The organism is Neobacillus niacini, from assembly GCF_046591715.1.
In the GTDB taxonomy this organism is placed as follows: domain Bacteria; phylum Bacillota; class Bacilli; order Bacillales; family Cytobacillaceae; genus Neobacillus; species Neobacillus niacini_L.
In genome coordinates this window covers 24,657-40,770 of the sequence record NZ_JAWVNQ010000004.1, presented here as the reverse complement: position 1 = coordinate 40,770, position 16,114 = coordinate 24,657, and the positions used below count along the sequence as shown (strand labels likewise).

General features: G+C 36.9%; 17 protein-coding genes. 12 read left to right on the top strand and 5 right to left on the bottom strand.

Annotated elements, in window-relative coordinates:
- Positions 1-45: 45 nt before the first annotated feature.
- From SFC47_RS12470 to SFC47_RS12450, 5 genes are all read left to right on the top strand, one after another.
- Positions 46-1,254, top strand: coding sequence for a hypothetical protein (locus SFC47_RS12470; RefSeq protein WP_411254620.1), 1,209 nt, complete (start codon positions 46-48; stop codon positions 1,252-1,254).
- Positions 1,255-1,430: 176 nt separating this feature from the next.
- Entirely contained in the window at positions 1,431-2,102 is a 672-nt protein-coding gene (locus tag SFC47_RS12465; protein WP_411254619.1) for a DUF2642 domain-containing protein, read from the top strand.
- A 153-nt stretch (positions 2,103-2,255) separates the two neighbouring features.
- Positions 2,256-3,446: a M14 family metallopeptidase gene (locus tag SFC47_RS12460; protein ID WP_411254618.1), complete on the top strand. Its 1,191-nt coding sequence runs from the start codon at positions 2,256-2,258 to the stop codon at positions 3,444-3,446.
- A gap of 583 nt (positions 3,447-4,029) precedes the next feature.
- Entirely contained in the window at positions 4,030-5,124 is a 1,095-nt protein-coding gene (locus SFC47_RS12455; RefSeq protein WP_411254617.1) for a DUF4236 domain-containing protein, read from the top strand.
- 236 nt (positions 5,125-5,360) lie between these two features.
- Positions 5,361-5,753: a thiol-disulfide oxidoreductase DCC family protein gene (locus SFC47_RS12450; protein ID WP_411254616.1), complete on the top strand. Its 393-nt coding sequence runs from the start codon at positions 5,361-5,363 to the stop codon at positions 5,751-5,753.
- 161 nt (positions 5,754-5,914) lie between these two features.
- Here the strand turns inward: SFC47_RS12450 and SFC47_RS12445 are convergent, their stop codons facing one another.
- Entirely contained in the window at positions 5,915-6,325 is a 411-nt protein-coding gene (locus SFC47_RS12445) for a VOC family protein (RefSeq protein ID WP_411254615.1), read from the bottom strand.
- A gap of 477 nt (positions 6,326-6,802) precedes the next feature.
- Between SFC47_RS12445 and treP the strand changes: the two genes are divergently transcribed.
- The 3 genes from treP to treR all read left to right on the top strand — a co-directional run bounded on the left by treP (position 6,803) and on the right by treR (position 10,700).
- Positions 6,803-8,227, top strand: coding sequence for a PTS system trehalose-specific EIIBC component (treP, locus tag SFC47_RS12440; RefSeq protein ID WP_411254614.1), 1,425 nt, complete (start codon positions 6,803-6,805; stop codon positions 8,225-8,227).
- A 76-nt stretch (positions 8,228-8,303) separates the two neighbouring features.
- Positions 8,304-9,971: an alpha,alpha-phosphotrehalase gene (treC, locus tag SFC47_RS12435; protein WP_411254613.1), complete on the top strand. Its 1,668-nt coding sequence runs from the start codon at positions 8,304-8,306 to the stop codon at positions 9,969-9,971.
- 12 nt (positions 9,972-9,983) lie between these two features.
- Positions 9,984-10,700, top strand: coding sequence for a trehalose operon repressor (gene treR / locus SFC47_RS12430; RefSeq protein ID WP_411254612.1), 717 nt, complete (start codon positions 9,984-9,986; stop codon positions 10,698-10,700).
- A gap of 27 nt (positions 10,701-10,727) precedes the next feature.
- On the opposite strand, the gene SFC47_RS12425 is transcribed toward treR, so the two are convergent.
- Complete coding sequence (locus SFC47_RS12425) at positions 10,728-11,321, bottom strand: class I SAM-dependent methyltransferase (RefSeq protein WP_411254611.1); 594 nt, start codon at positions 11,319-11,321, stop codon at positions 10,728-10,730.
- Positions 11,322-11,515: 194 nt separating this feature from the next.
- On the opposite strand from SFC47_RS12425, the gene SFC47_RS12420 reads away from it, so the two are divergent.
- From SFC47_RS12420 to SFC47_RS12410, 3 genes are all read left to right on the top strand, one after another.
- On the top strand, positions 11,516-11,701 hold the full coding sequence (locus SFC47_RS12420; RefSeq protein WP_411254610.1) for an aspartyl-phosphate phosphatase Spo0E family protein: 186 nt from the start codon (positions 11,516-11,518) through the stop codon (positions 11,699-11,701).
- A 115-nt stretch (positions 11,702-11,816) separates the two neighbouring features.
- Positions 11,817-13,088, top strand: a complete 1,272-nt coding sequence (locus SFC47_RS12415) for an S-adenosylmethionine decarboxylase related protein (protein WP_411254609.1) — start codon at positions 11,817-11,819, stop codon at positions 13,086-13,088.
- A gap of 85 nt (positions 13,089-13,173) precedes the next feature.
- Positions 13,174-13,791 (top strand): RraA family protein, encoded by a 618-nt coding sequence (locus tag SFC47_RS12410; RefSeq protein WP_411254608.1) that lies wholly within the window; start codon positions 13,174-13,176, stop codon positions 13,789-13,791.
- Positions 13,792-14,030: 239 nt separating this feature from the next.
- Here SFC47_RS12410 and SFC47_RS12405 read toward each other — a convergent pair whose 3' ends face one another.
- The 3 genes from SFC47_RS12405 to SFC47_RS12395 form a co-directional block, all read right to left on the bottom strand.
- Positions 14,031-14,417, bottom strand: a complete 387-nt coding sequence (locus tag SFC47_RS12405) for a c-type cytochrome (RefSeq protein ID WP_411254607.1) — start codon at positions 14,415-14,417, stop codon at positions 14,031-14,033.
- 292 nt (positions 14,418-14,709) lie between these two features.
- Positions 14,710-15,111 (bottom strand): hypothetical protein, encoded by a 402-nt coding sequence (locus SFC47_RS12400; RefSeq protein WP_411254606.1) that lies wholly within the window; start codon positions 15,109-15,111, stop codon positions 14,710-14,712.
- 149 nt (positions 15,112-15,260) lie between these two features.
- Positions 15,261-15,386, bottom strand: coding sequence for a hypothetical protein (locus SFC47_RS12395; RefSeq protein ID WP_411254605.1), 126 nt, complete (start codon positions 15,384-15,386; stop codon positions 15,261-15,263).
- A 279-nt stretch (positions 15,387-15,665) separates the two neighbouring features.
- On the opposite strand from SFC47_RS12395, the gene SFC47_RS12390 reads away from it, so the two are divergent.
- Positions 15,666-16,070, top strand: a complete 405-nt coding sequence (locus SFC47_RS12390; RefSeq protein WP_411254604.1) for a hypothetical protein — start codon at positions 15,666-15,668, stop codon at positions 16,068-16,070.
- The last annotated feature ends 44 nt before the right edge of the window (positions 16,071-16,114 follow it).

The window sequence follows — 16,114 nt, the reverse complement described above, 5'->3', positions numbered from 1 at the left end:
TTCTCCATGGAGAAGCGACAAATTTACCCTAAGGAGGAAGTTTGAATGGGATCAGATAATTTTTCATCAACTGTCGATTTACTAAAAGGCTTTAATGTAAATCTATATGTTGGTGAAGAAATTATAAAAGGGAAATTAATGGGCGTAGAGACAGATCACATCATCATTGAAGATGAAAATAAATACGTCTACTACTATAGCATTGACAAAATTCAGGCAATAACCAAAAATACAAAACAATACAAAGGTGAGGAAATCACCACTGAATTTATGCAAACTCAAAGTTTGGCGGACTTATTAAGCTCATTAAAGAATTCATGGGTATCTATTTTGTGCTTGAATAAGCAATCATTTGATGGTGTTCTGAGTATTGTCGATACTGACTTTGTAACGTTGATTAATGGAGAAAATCGAATTTTAATCAAAATCTCTCACATTTCTAATATATTAAAAGGCTATCGAAAAGAAGAAAAACAAGAAGAAAACAACAATGAAACGGAATCAGCTGTTTCTGATAGTAAAATAGAGGATACAAAAGAAGAATATGAGGAAAACCAAGTTTTTGCGAAATCAAATAAACAGGAATCCATTCCAGAGCAGCCTGTAGCAGTAAATATAATTGAAAATGATGCAGTTGTCTCTCCAAAAGTAAGTGTTAATCAGCCTGAAACGGAACAAAGAGTCTGGGCAGAACCTATTAAAACTTCGATGCCAATTGCAAGGATTAACGACGATTTTAAAATGGGAAAAGATGATAAAAAGCAACATGCAAACATTGAGAGCATTCCTCAACAGGTAAGACAAAACAGCCAAATGGAAAGCAAATGGTCAAAAACGGAAATGCCAAAAGAAGACCTGAAAAACAAAAAATCAGAAGTTGTCATTCAAAATATTGTTAAGCAGGATAAACAAAATTCACAAAAACCAACCGGTGCCACAATGGATAAAAGAGCCCAAGTAAAACAGCCTGTACGGGAGACAAAGAAATCTGAAGCTGCACCGAAAGAAGTAAAAGCTTCACAAGAATTAATGAATAAAGTGAAACAAGTAAAAGAAACGGTTGAGACCAATCCTTTAATAAAAGTAGAAAAGAATAACAGAAACCAAGTTGAAAGTAAAAAAGAAAATAAAAAACCTAGGGCACAAGAAGTTGGGGCATCACGTTTTTCTGGTGAACCAGCAATGCGTGATTTTGACCGCAGGTCCATCTTCTCTGGCTGGCCAAATCGGAATCAATCACAAAAACGTATCTAATCACTCCTCAACCTTATGACAGCAAATGATAATCCGTAAACCAAAAATCTTTATTCCTGTGCCGAATAATACCCATCAGATATTTTACAATAAAGAGCTGGGCATCTATCTTAGTAGATTCACTTATGCAGCCCGCTCTTATTGTAGAATCATTTTACTAGAAAGGATGTGATGAAATGAAAATAAAAGACCATATTGGCACTTATATAAAACTAGAAATATCAGGAAATAAGCCTATCAACGGAATCTTAATAGACATCGGCAGTGATTTGTGGGTTGTGTACAATGGTTATGATTATTTATATATCCCTACCGTTCATATTCAAAATTGGAAGTTTCCAAAAGAGGAAGAAATCGATGAAATCATTACTCTATCAGAAGATCAATCTCCTATATTTAGCCCGAATGAAGAAATTTCATTACGAAAAACCCTTACGGCAGCAAAGGGTATTTTCACAGAAATATATGTGACCAGTAAACAGGCCATTCACGGTTACATTATTAGCATCATGAATAATTATTTTGTATTTTACTCCCCTATTTATAAAACGATGTTTATCTCCCTCAATCACTTAAAATGGTTAATTCCGTATACCAACAACCAGCGTCCTTATGGTTTAAGCAACGCGAACCTGCCAGTAAATCCATCTAACATAACCTTCGCACGTTCTTTTGAAGTCCAGATTGAAAAATTAATCGGGACATTAATTGTATTTAATATAGGAGAAAATGAGAATGTTATGGGGAAGATTATGGGAATAAAAAATAACTTCATTGAACTAGTCACAGCCAAAGGAAATCCGGTCTTTTTAAACCTACACCATATCAAAACCGTCCACATGACGTAAACATTAATTTTGTGTTCCAAATAAATACCCACAGAGTGTCTAAGACACTCTTTATTTGTTCGTATAATCCTAAAATGCATGATAACTTACATAAAGGCTCACCATGGATGCATACATTTTTAGTAAAACCATTATGACTATCAGGAGGATTACATGGACATCTATGTGAGACAAGGAGATTCTTTATGGTATTTCAGCCAGCTGTATGGAATAAACCTTCAGCTGATTGTCGATTCTAATCGCGATATTCAACCCAGCCAGCTCGCAGCAGGACAACGGATTCGAATTCCTGGCTTTGTTGCTCAGAATTATCAGATTAGACGTGGCGATTCTTTTTGGGGGATTGCCCAAAGTCGTAATCTTTCACTTGATGCACTCCTTTTAGCTAACCCCAATGTAAATCCAAATCGATTGAGTATCGGGCAAAATATCTGGGTTCCGCTAAGGATAACCTGGAGACTTGTAGAAGGAAGGCAGCATTATGATTTCAGCAGAATGATGAATGATCTTGCTCGGTTGCAAAATGTTTACCCTTTCCTTCGCTTAACTAACGCTGGGAATTCAGTATTAGGCAATAGGATTCCCGAAGTGCTAATTGGCAATGGCGGAAAAAGGGTTCATTATAATGCTTCTTTTCATGCAAATGAATGGATTACGACCCCTATCTTAATGACGTTTTTAAATGACTATTGTTTATCGCTTACAAATGGAAGCTCCATTCGTGGGTTATCTCCCTCCCCTTTATACCAACAAACGCTGCTCTCTCTTGTGCCAATGGTTAATCCTGATGGTGTTAGTCTAGTGTTAAATGGCCCCCCTGATAATGAAACATGGAGAAATAGAGTGATTGAACTTAATCGGGGCAGTACTGATTTCTCAGGCTGGAAAGCAAATATTAGAGGTGTCGATTTGAATGACCAATTTCCTGCACGCTGGGAATTAGAGAAAGCAAGGAATCCTGGCCAGCCTGGTCCGCGGGATTATGTAGGTGAACGGCCATTATCTGAGCCTGAAGCCATCGCAATGGCGGATCTTACAAGAAGGAGAGATTTTTCACGAGTATTGGCCTTTCACACCCAGGGTCAAGTCATTTACTGGGGATTCGAAAACCTTGAACCACCAGAATCTGAAATTCTTGTTAACGAGTTTGCCAGAGTCAGTGGGTACCAGCCTGTGAAATCGATTGAGAGTTATGCGGGGTATAAAGATTGGTTCATTCAAGATTGGCGAAGGCCTGGATTTACGGTCGAGCTCGGCAAAGGAACCAACCCACTCCCACTCTCCCAATTTGACGAAATCTATGAAGATACGCTTGGGATCTTTTTGGCTGGATTGTATATGTAATCTTTTAGGACCTGTTTCTTAATTGAGATGGGTCTTTTTTAGGTGGTATACTTGGCTGGGTATGTGGGAGTATTTGCGCTTATCCGCTAGTAAATCTGGCTATGCGCCAGTAAGTCGGCTTATCCGCTAGTAAGCCGGGCTTAACCGCCAGTATATCTGGCTATCCGCGAGTAAATCTGGCTATCCGCGAGTAAAGTCTGTCTATCCGCGAGTAAATCTGGCCATCCGCGAGTAAAGTCTGTCTATCCGCGAGTAAATCTGGCCATCCGCGAGTAAAGTCTGTCTATCCGCGAGTAAAGTCTGTCTATCCGCGAGTAAATCTGGCCATCCGCGAGTAAAGTCTGTCTATCCGCGAGTAAATCTGGCTATCCGCAGTAAAATCTGGCCATCCGCGAGTAAAGTCTGTCTATCCGCGAGTAAATCTGGCTATCCGCAGTAAAATCTGGCCATCCGCGAGGAAATCCACCCATCCGCCAGTATTTCATTCCCCCACGAATCAAATATGATTTCTCCCCAACAATGTTAAATATCCACACAAAGTGACATACTTTTAGTAGACAAGTCACTTGTGGGGGGAATTGTGATGGGATTAAATTTTCGTAAGAGTTTTAAAATAGCGCCGGGTGTTAGAGTGAATGTTGGAAAAAAGGGTGTTGGACTTAGTGTCGGCGGGAAAGGCCTAAGATATTCTGTAAATAGCAGCGGACGGCGGACAACAACTGTTGGGATACCTGGTTCTGGGTTATATTATTCAAGTTCATCCAGCTCTAAGTCCTATAAAACCCCTGCCTATCAAAGGAGAAATGAGTTAGCACGTATTCAAAGAGAACAGAAAAAGATGCAGGAGTTAGAGTATGCACGTTTTCAGGTCGATCTTTATGAAAATAAGCTTGATCAAATACGCTCCATACATCATGAATCTGATGATCCCGTTGATTGGCAGGAGGTCTTCCATCGTTCCCCTCCCTTCCAGCCAGGTCAAGAAGGACCGAACACAAGTAGTGCGAGACAAAAACAACAATCCTACCGTCCGGGCTTTTTAGACCGTTTATTCAATAAAGATGAAGCAAAAATGCAGCAGCTGTATCAGGAAATTGAAAAATCTAAATTAATGGATCAAGAATTGTTGGACGATTGGAATTATATGCATAATATTGCTGGCAGGATACTAAATCGAGACATAGATGCTTATTTTGAGGTAATCCAAGAATTTAATCCGCTTGACGATTTAGTCGAATTTGGCAGTGGTTTCGAGTTTGGCAGTGAGGATCCAAATGTTATACATGTTTCATTTGATGTTAATGCACATAATGTAGTCCCACAAAAGTCATTATCGCAGACAAAAACCGGAAAATTATCAGAAAAGAATCTCTCTAAAACAACCTATTATGATCTTTATCAGGATTATGTCAGCAGCTGCGCTTTAAGAATAGCAAGAGACATGTTTGCCTTATTACCAGTATCTCTTGTGTTTGTTCATGCATATGAAGACAGACTAAATACGGCGACGGGATATCAAGAAAAAGTGGTCATTCTCTCAGTGAAATATGATAAAGTGACGTTCAATTCATTAAATCTTACCAACCTTGATCCATCAGATGCATTAACCAATTTTAAACACCAAATGAAATTTAAAAAAACACAAGGATTTGATGAAGTGCCACTGGTACTATCCTAATATTAAAAAAAGGCACGTGTGTACACGTGCTCTTTTGCATCCTAATTCACTTGTACATTACGTGTAAAACAATAGTTTCTTGTACCTCGTCCTTTAAACAGCTATTACATGATCTCCATAAGCTTACTATAACGATAGAATTTCAGAGTCTCAAAAAAATTGTGTTTTTTTAAGCCTTATTGTGAAATTTTTAATATAATGGATGAAGAGACGAATAACAAGGAAATAGGTGGCATATGGAAAGTATCATATTATTTGACGGTGTGTGTAACCTTTGTCATAGTGGAGTCCAATTTATTATCAAACGAGATACCAAAGGTTATTTTAAATTCGCTTCCCTTCAAAGTGAAACGGGGCAGATGCTTTTAAACAAATATGGTGTTAGCAAGAAAATTGACAGTATCATACTTATAGAAAATGAGAAAGTTTATATAAAATCAAGTGCGGCCCTGCGCATTTCTAGATCCTTAGATGGTTATTGGAGGTACCTAATCATCTTGAAGGTCATCCCTCCTCTTATTAGAGATTTCCTATATGACTCAGTGGCGAAAAATCGATACAAATGGTTTGGTAAAAAGGATTCCTGTATGCTTCCGTCCTTGGAAATGAAAAATAGATTTTTAGAGTAAAAAAAATTGTAAAAATGGACATGTTCACTACATGCCTGTACAACGATGTACATATATTATTATTAACCCATGATACAATACCTCCTTTAGAAAGTGGCCCCACCACTTTCTTTTTTTTTGCAAATAAAAAAGCACTCAAAAAGTGCTTTTTGCTAATGTTATTATGATTTTTGGTAATTTAATTCCCAAATTATCCCGAATGAATCCTGAACTCTTCCATATTTCGCACCCCAAAAAGTATCCTCAAGCTCGTTAAGCCGCTTACCGCCTTTACTTAGCGCATCGTATAAATTTTGAATTTCCTCTTCACTTTCTGGTTCTAGAGTTAGTGAAATATTTGATCCAACCACAACGGACTGACCTGGAAAGGTATCCGAGAACATAATAGAGATGTCCCCTTTTTTTAGCTGGGCATGCATAATCCTTTCTGCTGCTTCAGGCGGAGTTGGGTAGTCTGCTTCCCCAAATGTTTGAACTGCTGTAATTTCTCCTCCTAATGCTTCCTTATAAAACTCCAAAGCCTGCCTCGCATTTCCTTCAAATGATAAATATGGCGTAATTTGACCTTTCATAAGTACACTCACTCCTAAAATAATTAAATCAGCAACAATAGATTAGTCTCTCACGAAAATAGAGACTTTATTCAAAAGACAAAAAAATACCTTTGAGCAAATGTCAAAGGCAAAAGATGAGCTTAGTGGTCAAGGCTAAGCCCCAGTTTTAGGAGGTCTAAACTCAGAAGAATTTAAACACCTTTATCTTAACATTTTCCGAAAATTCTTTCAACAGTTTAAAGCGTTAAAGTTAAAAAGTTACCAGTTTGTAATATTACCTCCTATAATAAGTAAATCCTTATTTAACCTTAAAGTTATTTAATAAAATTAATATGTTGACACTCCTGTATATACAAGTTAGAATGTAAACGTAATCACATAACTTGTATATACATGTCAAAGGTTCTAATTGTTCCTATACATCCATCTGTAAATACAAGGTAATAATAATTTTATATAGAATTGGATAATCCAATTTAAACAGGGGGAAATATCATGTCGAAGTTCAATGAGTCAGCTAAAGAACTGCTCGAACACGTTGGGGGTAAAGAAAATATTGCTGCCGTTACCCATTGTGTGACAAGAATGCGTTTTGTATTAAACGATCCAAGCAAAGCGGATGTATCAAAAATTGAAGCTATTAAACCTGTAAAAGGAACTTTTACCCAAGCAGGACAATTCCAGGTAATCATCGGAAATGATGTATCTACCTTCTATAATGATTTTGTTAAAGTTGCAGGTGTTAGTGAAGCAACTAAAGATGAAGCAAAAGTGGCTGCAAAACAAAACATGAACTGGCTGCAACGAATGATGGCTCATCTTGCAGATATATTTACACCATTAATTCCTGCCCTTGTAGTGGGTGGTTTAATCCTAGGATTTAGAAATGTTATTGGTGATATTAAATTGCTGGAAGATGGAACGAAAACAATTGTTGAAGTTTCACAATTCTGGGCGGGTGTTCACGCTTTCCTTTGGTTAATTGGTGAAGCAGTGTTCCACTTCCTCCCAGTCGGTATTACTTGGTCTATTGCTAGAAAAATGGGTGCAACACCAATCCTTGGTATTGTCCTTGGTATTACTTTAGTATCTCCACAATTATTAAATGCCTATGGCGTTGCAGGAGCAGAAGAAATTCCAACTTGGGATTTTGGCTTTGCTCAAATTGAAATGATAGGTTACCAAGCTCAAGTAATCCCTGCTATTTTAGCCGGATTTGTTCTTTCTTTCTTAGAATTAAGACTTAGAAAAATTGTTCCAAATGCTATCTCTATGATTGTTGTACCTTTCTTAGCATTAATTCCTACAGTATTGATTGCACATACTGTTTTAGGTCCTATCGGTTGGACCATTGGTACTTGGGTATCAGATGTTGTATATACAAGTTTAACTTCTGCATTTGGCTGGTTGTTTGCTGCTATCTTTGGTTTTGCTTATGCACCACTTGTTATCACTGGCTTACACCATATGACAAATGCCATTGACCTTCAATTAATGTCAGAGCTTGGCGGAACTAACCTTTGGCCAATGATTGCTTTATCAAATATTGCGCAAGGTTCTGCTGTTCTTGCGATGATCTTTATCAATCGTAAAAATGAGGAAGAAAAACAAGTATCCATTCCGGCAGCAATCTCTTGTTACCTTGGTGTAACAGAGCCAGCGATGTTCGGGATTAACTTGAAATACGGCTTCCCATTCCTTGCAGCCATGATCGGCTCTCTTACAGCCGCAGTAATTTCTGTAGGTAGTGATGTAATGGCTTATTCCATTGGTGTTGGTGGTCTTCCTGGATTCCTTTCCATCCAGTCACAGCACATGTCAATGTTCGCAATAGCGATGTTGGTTGCAATAGTAATTCCATTCATTTTAACAATCGTCTTTGCAAAAACAGGCATGAACAAATTTTCTTTTAAAAAATAAAACTCCAATTTAGGAGGGAGACCATCTCCCTCCTTTTCATTATTAGTGTCTCAAAAAAAATAGGCAGGTGTAGAGCATGACAGCATCATGGTGGAAAAAAGCAGTAGTATATCAAATTTACCCAAAAAGTTTTAATGATACGACCGGTAATGGTACCGGCGATATTCAGGGAATTATCGAGAAGCTCGACTACTTAAAAGGGCTTGGTGTCGATGTTCTTTGGCTCACTCCAATTTATAAATCTCCCCAGCGTGATAATGGTTATGATATAAGCGACTATTACAATATTCAAGAAGAATACGGTACGATGAATGACTTCGATGAGCTTCTTACAGAAGCACACAAGCGCGGAATCAGGATCATTATGGATATAGTCATCAACCATACATCCACTGAACATGAGTGGTTCAAACAAGCAAAATCCTCAAAAGACAATCCATACCGTGATTTTTATATTTGGAAAGATGGGAAAGACGGCCTCCCTCCTACCAACTGGGAATCAAAATTTGGCGGCTCCGCATGGCAATGGGATGAAAGCACTGGCCAGTACTACCTCCATTTATTTGATGTTACCCAGGCAGATTTAAACTGGGAAAACCCAAAAGTCCGTGAAGCTTTATATGAAATGATGCATTTTTGGCTGAAAAAAGGTGTTGATGGTTTTAGACTAGATGTTATTAATTTAATCTCGAAGGATCAGAGGTTTCCTCAGGATGAAAGTGACGGACGGAAGTTTTATACAGATGGACCTAGAATCCATGAGTACCTTCATGAGATGAACCAAGAGGTATTTTCAAAGTATGACATCATGACGGTTGGTGAAATGTCCTCTACTTCTATTGATAACTGTATTCGCTACACAAATCCTTGTGAAGAAGAGCTTGACATGACATTTAGCTTCCATCATTTAAAAGTGGATTATCCAAATGGAGACAAATGGACGAAAGCTGATTTTGACTTTCAAGCATTAAAGAATATTTTATCAAAATGGCAGGTAGAAATGAATAAAGGCGGCGGCTGGAATGCCCTCTTCTGGTGCAATCATGATCAGCCGCGCGTAGTCTCTAGATTTGGTGATGATCAGAAGTATCACAAAGAATCAGCCAAAATGCTTGCGACAACTATTCATATGATGCAGGGAACCCCTTATATCTACCAAGGTGAAGAATTCGGAATGACGAATCCGAATTTTGATAAAATTGAGGATTATCGTGATGTCGAGTCTCTTAATATCTTTGAAATTAAGAAAAACGATGGTATGGCAGAACAAGAAATTATTGAGATATTAAAACAAAAATCTCGTGATAATTCAAGAACTCCAGTCCAATGGAATGCAAACGCTCATGCTGGATTTACAAAGGGTACTCCTTGGATCCATACAGCTAATAACTACAAGGAAATTAATGCAGAAAATGCTATGAAGGATTCAGACTCAGTGTTTTATCATTATCAGGAACTCATACGATTACGGAAAGAATATGATGTGATTACCGACGGGGATTTTGAATGGATTTCTAAAGACCATGAATCGATCTTTGCTTTTGTCAGGAAAACAGAACATGACATACTTTTGGTTATTAATAATTTTTATGGGAACAATCTGACCTATACTCTCCCAGAGGAGCTAGAAATTGAAAGCTTGGCATATGGTGTGTTACTCTCAAATTATGAGGACTCAGCACTACTTGCAAAGGATATACAGTTACGTCCTTACGAGTCCATTGTTTATCATTTGAAAAAATAATGGGAGATTTTTATGACAAACAAGTTTCAAATTATCTTTAATCAGATTGTGGATCAAATAAAAAGTGGAGAAATCCCTCCGCACTCTCTTCTCCCCTCTGAAAATGAACTGAAGGAACAGTATCAAACATCTAGAGAAACGATTAGAAAAGCGTTAAATCTGCTTGCACAAAATGGCTTTATCCAAAAAGTAAGGGGAAAAGGTTCTATTGTCATTGATATTAATAAGTTTGATTTTCCAGTTTCAGGCTTGGTTAGCTTTAAAGAATTAGCAGAAAAAATGGAAAATAAACCACGAACGATTGTAAATGAGTTATCTCTCATCCTTAAACCGGATGCTTATATCAAGCAGCAGCTTCAGCTTACAGGCAAGGAGCAGGTATGGAAAATCGTTCGTACCCGGGAAATTGGCGGCCAGAAAATTATCCTCGATAAGGATTTTCTAGCAGCAAAATATGTTCCCTCCATTACAGAAGAAATTTGTGCTGATTCTATTTATGCCTACTTGGAAAATGAACTAAGCTTGAAGATAAGTTTTGCGAAAAAGGAAATTATCGTCAAGGAACCAAGTGCAGAAGATCGTTCATTTTTAGACTTAGATGGTTTCCACAATATCGTAGTGATTAAAAACTATGTTTATCTGGAGGACGCATCCCTATTTCAATATACTGAATCCAGGCATCGGCCGGACAAATTTCGATTTGTTGACTTCGCACGGAGATCACAGTAAAAAAACCTCAAAGCAATTTGAGGTTTTTTATTGACTATTTTTTAATACAGCCACAACAAAGAGATCCTTATAAATATATTCGACTTTCTCTATTTTCAGGTCATAACTGGTAAGTTTTCTTAATGTCTCTCGATCCAGACAGCAGCCATCACATATTTTTTTCCAAAATGGAGTTAAGTTTTCCTGCATTTTGCTAAGCACAGGGTTTTCCATCTTTACGTGTTCAAACAGCAGGATTTTCCCGTCTGGTTTGCACACTCTCTTTAGTTCGTTAATAGCCTTGTCAACATTGGGGATTGTGCAGAAAACCAAAGTTGCCACCACGGTATCAAATGTATGGTTTTCAAACGGGAGATTCTCTGCGCTCGCTTGAATAATTTCAATCGGAACCGATGATAATTTCCGTTTAGTGAGGGAAGTGTTTATCATATGTTGACTCGGTTCGATCGCAATAACTGAATCACAGTTCGAATACAAAGGAAAGTTAACCCCGGTACCTGAACCTAGTTCAAGTACCTTTCCCCTCGCGTCTTTAAGCAGCTCACTCCGAATTCTCTTAAACTTTCTATTTTCTAAAGGACTCATAAAAAAATCATAGCATTTTGCAAAAGTTCCACTCAAAACCTTCAACTCCTAATCTAGATATCAGTAGAGTCATCCTATCTTAAGACCTAGTAATGATACGATCAAATTCCTATTAATGTGAGAAGTTTCACTGATGACACCTGACTAAATACTTATACTATTTGTATATTGTATATAATTAACATCATTACAATTATATGTGTAATGATGTTAAAAATGGAAGTGATTCTGTGACATCGATAAAATTATGTCCATTTGAAATAAAAAATCAAATTGAAATCCTAAGAGAAGAAATGGTCATGATTGGTTTAAGTGAAGGACTAGACAGTGAACAGACGATAAAAGTCAGCCAAGAGCTGGATCGTTATATAGCCATTTACATCTCCATGAATCATGATTTGAATGAAATGACTTGACCATTATGGAAAACAGCCTAAAAACCACTTATATTATTGTTATTGTAAGATAATAATCCAAGCCATTTCCACCCTTCTAACATATTCTAATAAAAAATATGGACGAGGTGTTGAAATGAAAGATCTCCAACCTGTTATATCCATTTTCGGAAGTGCTGGAGGCGTGGCAAAATCTGTTCTTTCCATTCTAAATCAATCAGTACTAAATGATAAAGATCCTATTCATCAAATCATATCCAATAGTATTATTCATTTAATAGATTATAAACAAAAGGATGCTTCGTATTATCAAACTTTATATCCACATTTAACATCTAAGGTTGTCTGCCACCAGTTTGATTTAAAGGATAAGAATCAGTTGATGAACCATTTAACCAATTCTCGTACGACCATTGTTATTGATGTCTCATGGGCTGATACAGTTGAGATGCTGCAATGCTGTGATGAGCTTGGTATCAAATATGTTAATTCTGCGTTGGAAAATACCTATATTGATGATCATGAAGAAGAATTTGACGGCTTCCCACTCATCGAAAGATTACATTATTTCGAAAAATATAAAGACACCTTTAAGAATACATCCGCTATTGTTTGCTCTGGAATGAATCCTGGTGTCGTGCAATGGATGGCGATTGAACTTATGAAGCAGCACACAAGTGAAATGCCGCTTGGATGCTATATCGTTGAGCATGACACCTCCTTCTTTAAGCAAAAGTCACAGGCAAAAAAAGATGTTATTTATACGACTTGGTCTCCAGAATGTTTCCTTGATGAAGCTATTTTATGTTATCCGATGTTCATGAAAAATAAAACACCGCTTTTTCTATATGAAGATGTCTATAACATTGAATTTAAAGTGACCTTAGGGAAAAAGCAGTTCTATGGGTGTTTAATGCCTCATGAAGAGGTTTATACACTTGGGAAAATATATGATATGGAAAGTGGCTTTTTGTATAGAGTGAATGACCATACTACCAATATTATTCGTAATCATATAGACGACACAGATGTTTTATGGGATTTTGACATGAAGGTTCTTGACCCCCATGAAGCTCCGCTTACTGGTGAAGATCTCGTTGGTGTATTATTGGTTTATCAAGACAAAGAGCGTTATATTTATAACGTTTTGGAGAATGAGAAAATCTTTGCTCAGTATAAAACAAACGCCACCTACTTCCAGGTTGCTTGCGGTATATATGCTGCTTTTTCGGTTCTCTTACTCGATCAAATTCCTAAAGGCGTTTTCTATGTGGACGAGCTGTTACTAAACACAACCAATCATTATGGGCAGTATTTGACCTCTTATATGACAGATTTTGTAATCGGTGAAAATAATAAAAGTGATGGCCTTCTTTTAAGTAGAATGAGAGAATTTCGCGATGTCTAAAAGCTTGGAGAAAAATCTCCAAGCTTTTCCTTAGTTTACCAATTATAATAAATAGTGAAGTGCATAAATGGGAGGAGAATTAATATTGGAAAGCATTATTAAAGAGTTTTTTAGTATTCCAACCACTTGTATATCAGATGCTATGGATGGGTTAAATAATTTACATCCTGGTATTAAACCGCTTAAGGAAGAGTATAAGGCTGCCGGCAGGGCTTACACAGTAAAGATTCCTGTTGGTGAAAATCTCTCTGTCCTGGAAGCCATTTCAAAGGCAAAACCAGGTGATATTTTAGTTGTGGATGCAAAAAGTGACCAATATAGTGCAATCGCGGGAGATTTTGTTGTAGGTATGGCACAAACTTTAGGCATTGGCGGTTTAGTCGTTGATGGTGTTATACGAGACATTATAGGTATTAAGGCGCTGAATTTCCCTGTCTTCTCGAGGGGGACAACAGTTGCAGCGAGCGGGAAAACAAAAAAAGGTGAAGTGAATGTGCCAATTTCATGCGGCGGTGTTTCTGTTCATCCTGGAGATATCATTGTTGGAGATGCAGACGGAGTGGTCGTAATACCTCAAACGGCCGAACAAGATATTTTGGTTAATTCCATAGAGAAAATGAAAAAAGATGAGACGAGAGAAAATAGTATTTCCGGAAATCCTGAAGCTATACGGAAACACTTAGCTCAAATTCTATCTAAATAAAAGTTTTTTCATTACCCTGATTAGCTTTCCCGCCGAGAAGAGAAATTTCCCCACCCAGCGGATGACACCATGGAAAAGTACCTCTATTATAAAAGTGATAATTAAGTCAAATAATATATGCATGCGGGATTCCATCCTGTAAATAATCTTAAATTCTATTTTGTACAATTTTAATTAATTTATTTCACATAAAAAGGTATTGGTTCAAATAAGAACCAATACCTTTTTATGTGTTTTACTTACTTTTGGTCCCATAAATAGTCTACAACTGCTTGATACTCATCCTGTGATAAAGAACCAGGTGCATTTTGCGGCATATTTTTCCCGACAAAGGCTAGCATGTCCTCTTTTGTCTTAAAGTCTGCATGGATTTTGGCACCATCAATCTTAGCTTGCCCGCCAGCGATATCACCTGAGCTGTGGCACATCATGCAGCTTTTTTCGAATACCTCGTTCCCCGCTAAAGAGGTTGATGCAGGTTCGGCGTCCTCATTTCCGCTTGAATCTTCACTGCCATCAGTTTCTTCCGTTTTTGGCTCCTCACTTGCAGTCTTCTCTTCATTCCCACAAGCTCCCAATAATGCTGCCAGTAACATGAAAAATACAATACCAAAAAACTTCTTCATACTAACACCTCTATTCTCTCTTGTTTTATAGCATTACCCATAATATCGGACGAGAGCATATATGTAGTGAACATTCATAATATGGGTAAATCCTACCTTCGACTTAATTACTTCAAATACCTAGAAACATCATATTTCCAAGGTCCTATGAATATTCACTATATGTTCAGGTGTAAAGGACTATATTTTTTGAAAGGTTCGTCTGAAGTAATGTAATATTTCTCATGTTATACATAATTCATCTTTTCAATAAAAAAACTTACCTTTTAGGCAAGTCTCTATAGCTTCTGAACTATTTCTTTCTTTTTATTCTTCTTTTACTGGTGTTAGTTTTCTTCCTTAACCCTTTCAGCATACTTTTTGCTTCCATCATTTCAAGTTTAAGTGCTTGTACTTCATTTATTAATGTTTCTAAATGTTCACGAATGGATTCTAATTCCATGTTCTCCTGCTTTGGTTCTTCCTTGGCCGTTAAATTAGGTTCCAATTTATTACCCAGTCCTTGTAATGTACTAAATATGCTATCATTTTTTAAAAGTGTATTAGCCATACCCATTACGGAAGCCAAATCAATTGTCCCTGGATTGGAACTGAGTTTGTTTACGAGGTTCATTATATTCTCTTTGGATAATTCTTTTTGTTCTGCTGCTTGAGGTTGAATGAATTCTTCCTTTTTATTTTCACTTTCCGTCATTTATATACCACACCTTTATAAGTAATAGTAATACTCTTTTTCATTATTCTTTTTACTAAATAACCTAGAAGATTATTAATCACTCAATAATCTTCTAGGCACCTTCATCTTTGCAAGGGAATTACAACCTTTGGTATATACTACTTAAATTACGCAGTACAACCAGCTACTTGACAAAGAGCTGCTTGGATAGATGTTGTTGGAAAACCAAGAATTGGACCTAATACCAATAGTAATGCTAGTACTACTACAGCAATAAATTCACCAAGATTCATATTTAATCCCCCCCTTTCGAATGTGACATCTAAAAGGGATCCCTTACAAGAACATATTATTCCAATATAGAGAACTAGCTTGTACAAATGTCTATTAATATAAAAAAAACTAGCCTATTTTTTACAAATTCAATAGTTTCAGTAATAGATTTTGTATGGAGTTTCATTCTAATGTCAAAAGCAATCTAATTTATAAAAATAATGTAGATGGAAATTTGGACTAATTCAGGAGCAGAGCTAATAAAATAGAATATACGTTCGATGAGGAGGAGAGGAACTTTGAGTAAACAGAATGATTCCTTCATTACAGATGAGATGTTGGTTAAATATTATGAACTTAATAAGAAGAAAAAAGAAATAGAGTTGCAAATGAACGAGTTAAAGGATACCTTCCATGATTACTTTAATAAATTAGTCGGTCCTAATAATAAAGCCGAAATCACGATAAATGGTTATAAATTACAGCGGCAGATGAGGAAGGTTGAAAAATATAAGGAAGAAGAAACAGTGAAAAGATTAGAAGAGCTGCAAATGAATGATCTCCTTCAAGTTGTAAAAAAGCCAGATGAAACCAAAATAAAGTCAGCCATTCAATTAGGATTATTAGATGAAAGGAATTTAGAGGACTGTCTTGTCACAACCTATTCCCCTGCCATATCCGTAAAAACCTTAGCTCCTAGGTAATGGGATGAGTTCTGCTGCCATGCAATGATTTTCCCAATAAACCT

What these genes read in the sequence shown, in the direction of transcription:
- SFC47_RS12470 (WP_411254620.1), top strand. Translation starts at nt 46, where the DNA reads ATGGGATCAGATAATTTTTCATCAACTGTCGATTTACTAAAAGGCTTT.
- SFC47_RS12465 (WP_411254619.1), top strand. Translation starts at nt 1,431, where the DNA reads ATGAAAATAAAAGACCATATTGGCACTTATATAAAACTAGAAATATCA.
- SFC47_RS12460 (WP_411254618.1), top strand. Translation starts at nt 2,256, where the DNA reads ATGGACATCTATGTGAGACAAGGAGATTCTTTATGGTATTTCAGCCAG.
- SFC47_RS12455 (WP_411254617.1), top strand. Translation starts at nt 4,030, where the DNA reads ATGGGATTAAATTTTCGTAAGAGTTTTAAAATAGCGCCGGGTGTTAGA.
- SFC47_RS12450 (WP_411254616.1), top strand. Translation starts at nt 5,361, where the DNA reads ATGGAAAGTATCATATTATTTGACGGTGTGTGTAACCTTTGTCATAGT.
- SFC47_RS12445 (WP_411254615.1), bottom strand. Translation starts at nt 6,325, where the DNA reads ATGAAAGGTCAAATTACGCCATATTTATCATTTGAAGGAAATGCGAGG.
- treP (WP_411254614.1), top strand. Translation starts at nt 6,803, where the DNA reads ATGTCGAAGTTCAATGAGTCAGCTAAAGAACTGCTCGAACACGTTGGG.
- treC (WP_411254613.1), top strand. Translation starts at nt 8,304, where the DNA reads ATGACAGCATCATGGTGGAAAAAAGCAGTAGTATATCAAATTTACCCA.
- treR (WP_411254612.1), top strand. Translation starts at nt 9,984, where the DNA reads ATGACAAACAAGTTTCAAATTATCTTTAATCAGATTGTGGATCAAATA.
- SFC47_RS12415 (WP_411254609.1), top strand. Translation starts at nt 11,817, where the DNA reads ATGAAAGATCTCCAACCTGTTATATCCATTTTCGGAAGTGCTGGAGGC.
- SFC47_RS12405 (WP_411254607.1), bottom strand. Translation starts at nt 14,417, where the DNA reads ATGAAGAAGTTTTTTGGTATTGTATTTTTCATGTTACTGGCAGCATTA.
- SFC47_RS12400 (WP_411254606.1), bottom strand. Translation starts at nt 15,111, where the DNA reads ATGACGGAAAGTGAAAATAAAAAGGAAGAATTCATTCAACCTCAAGCA.
- SFC47_RS12395 (WP_411254605.1), bottom strand. Translation starts at nt 15,386, where the DNA reads ATGAATCTTGGTGAATTTATTGCTGTAGTAGTACTAGCATTACTATTG.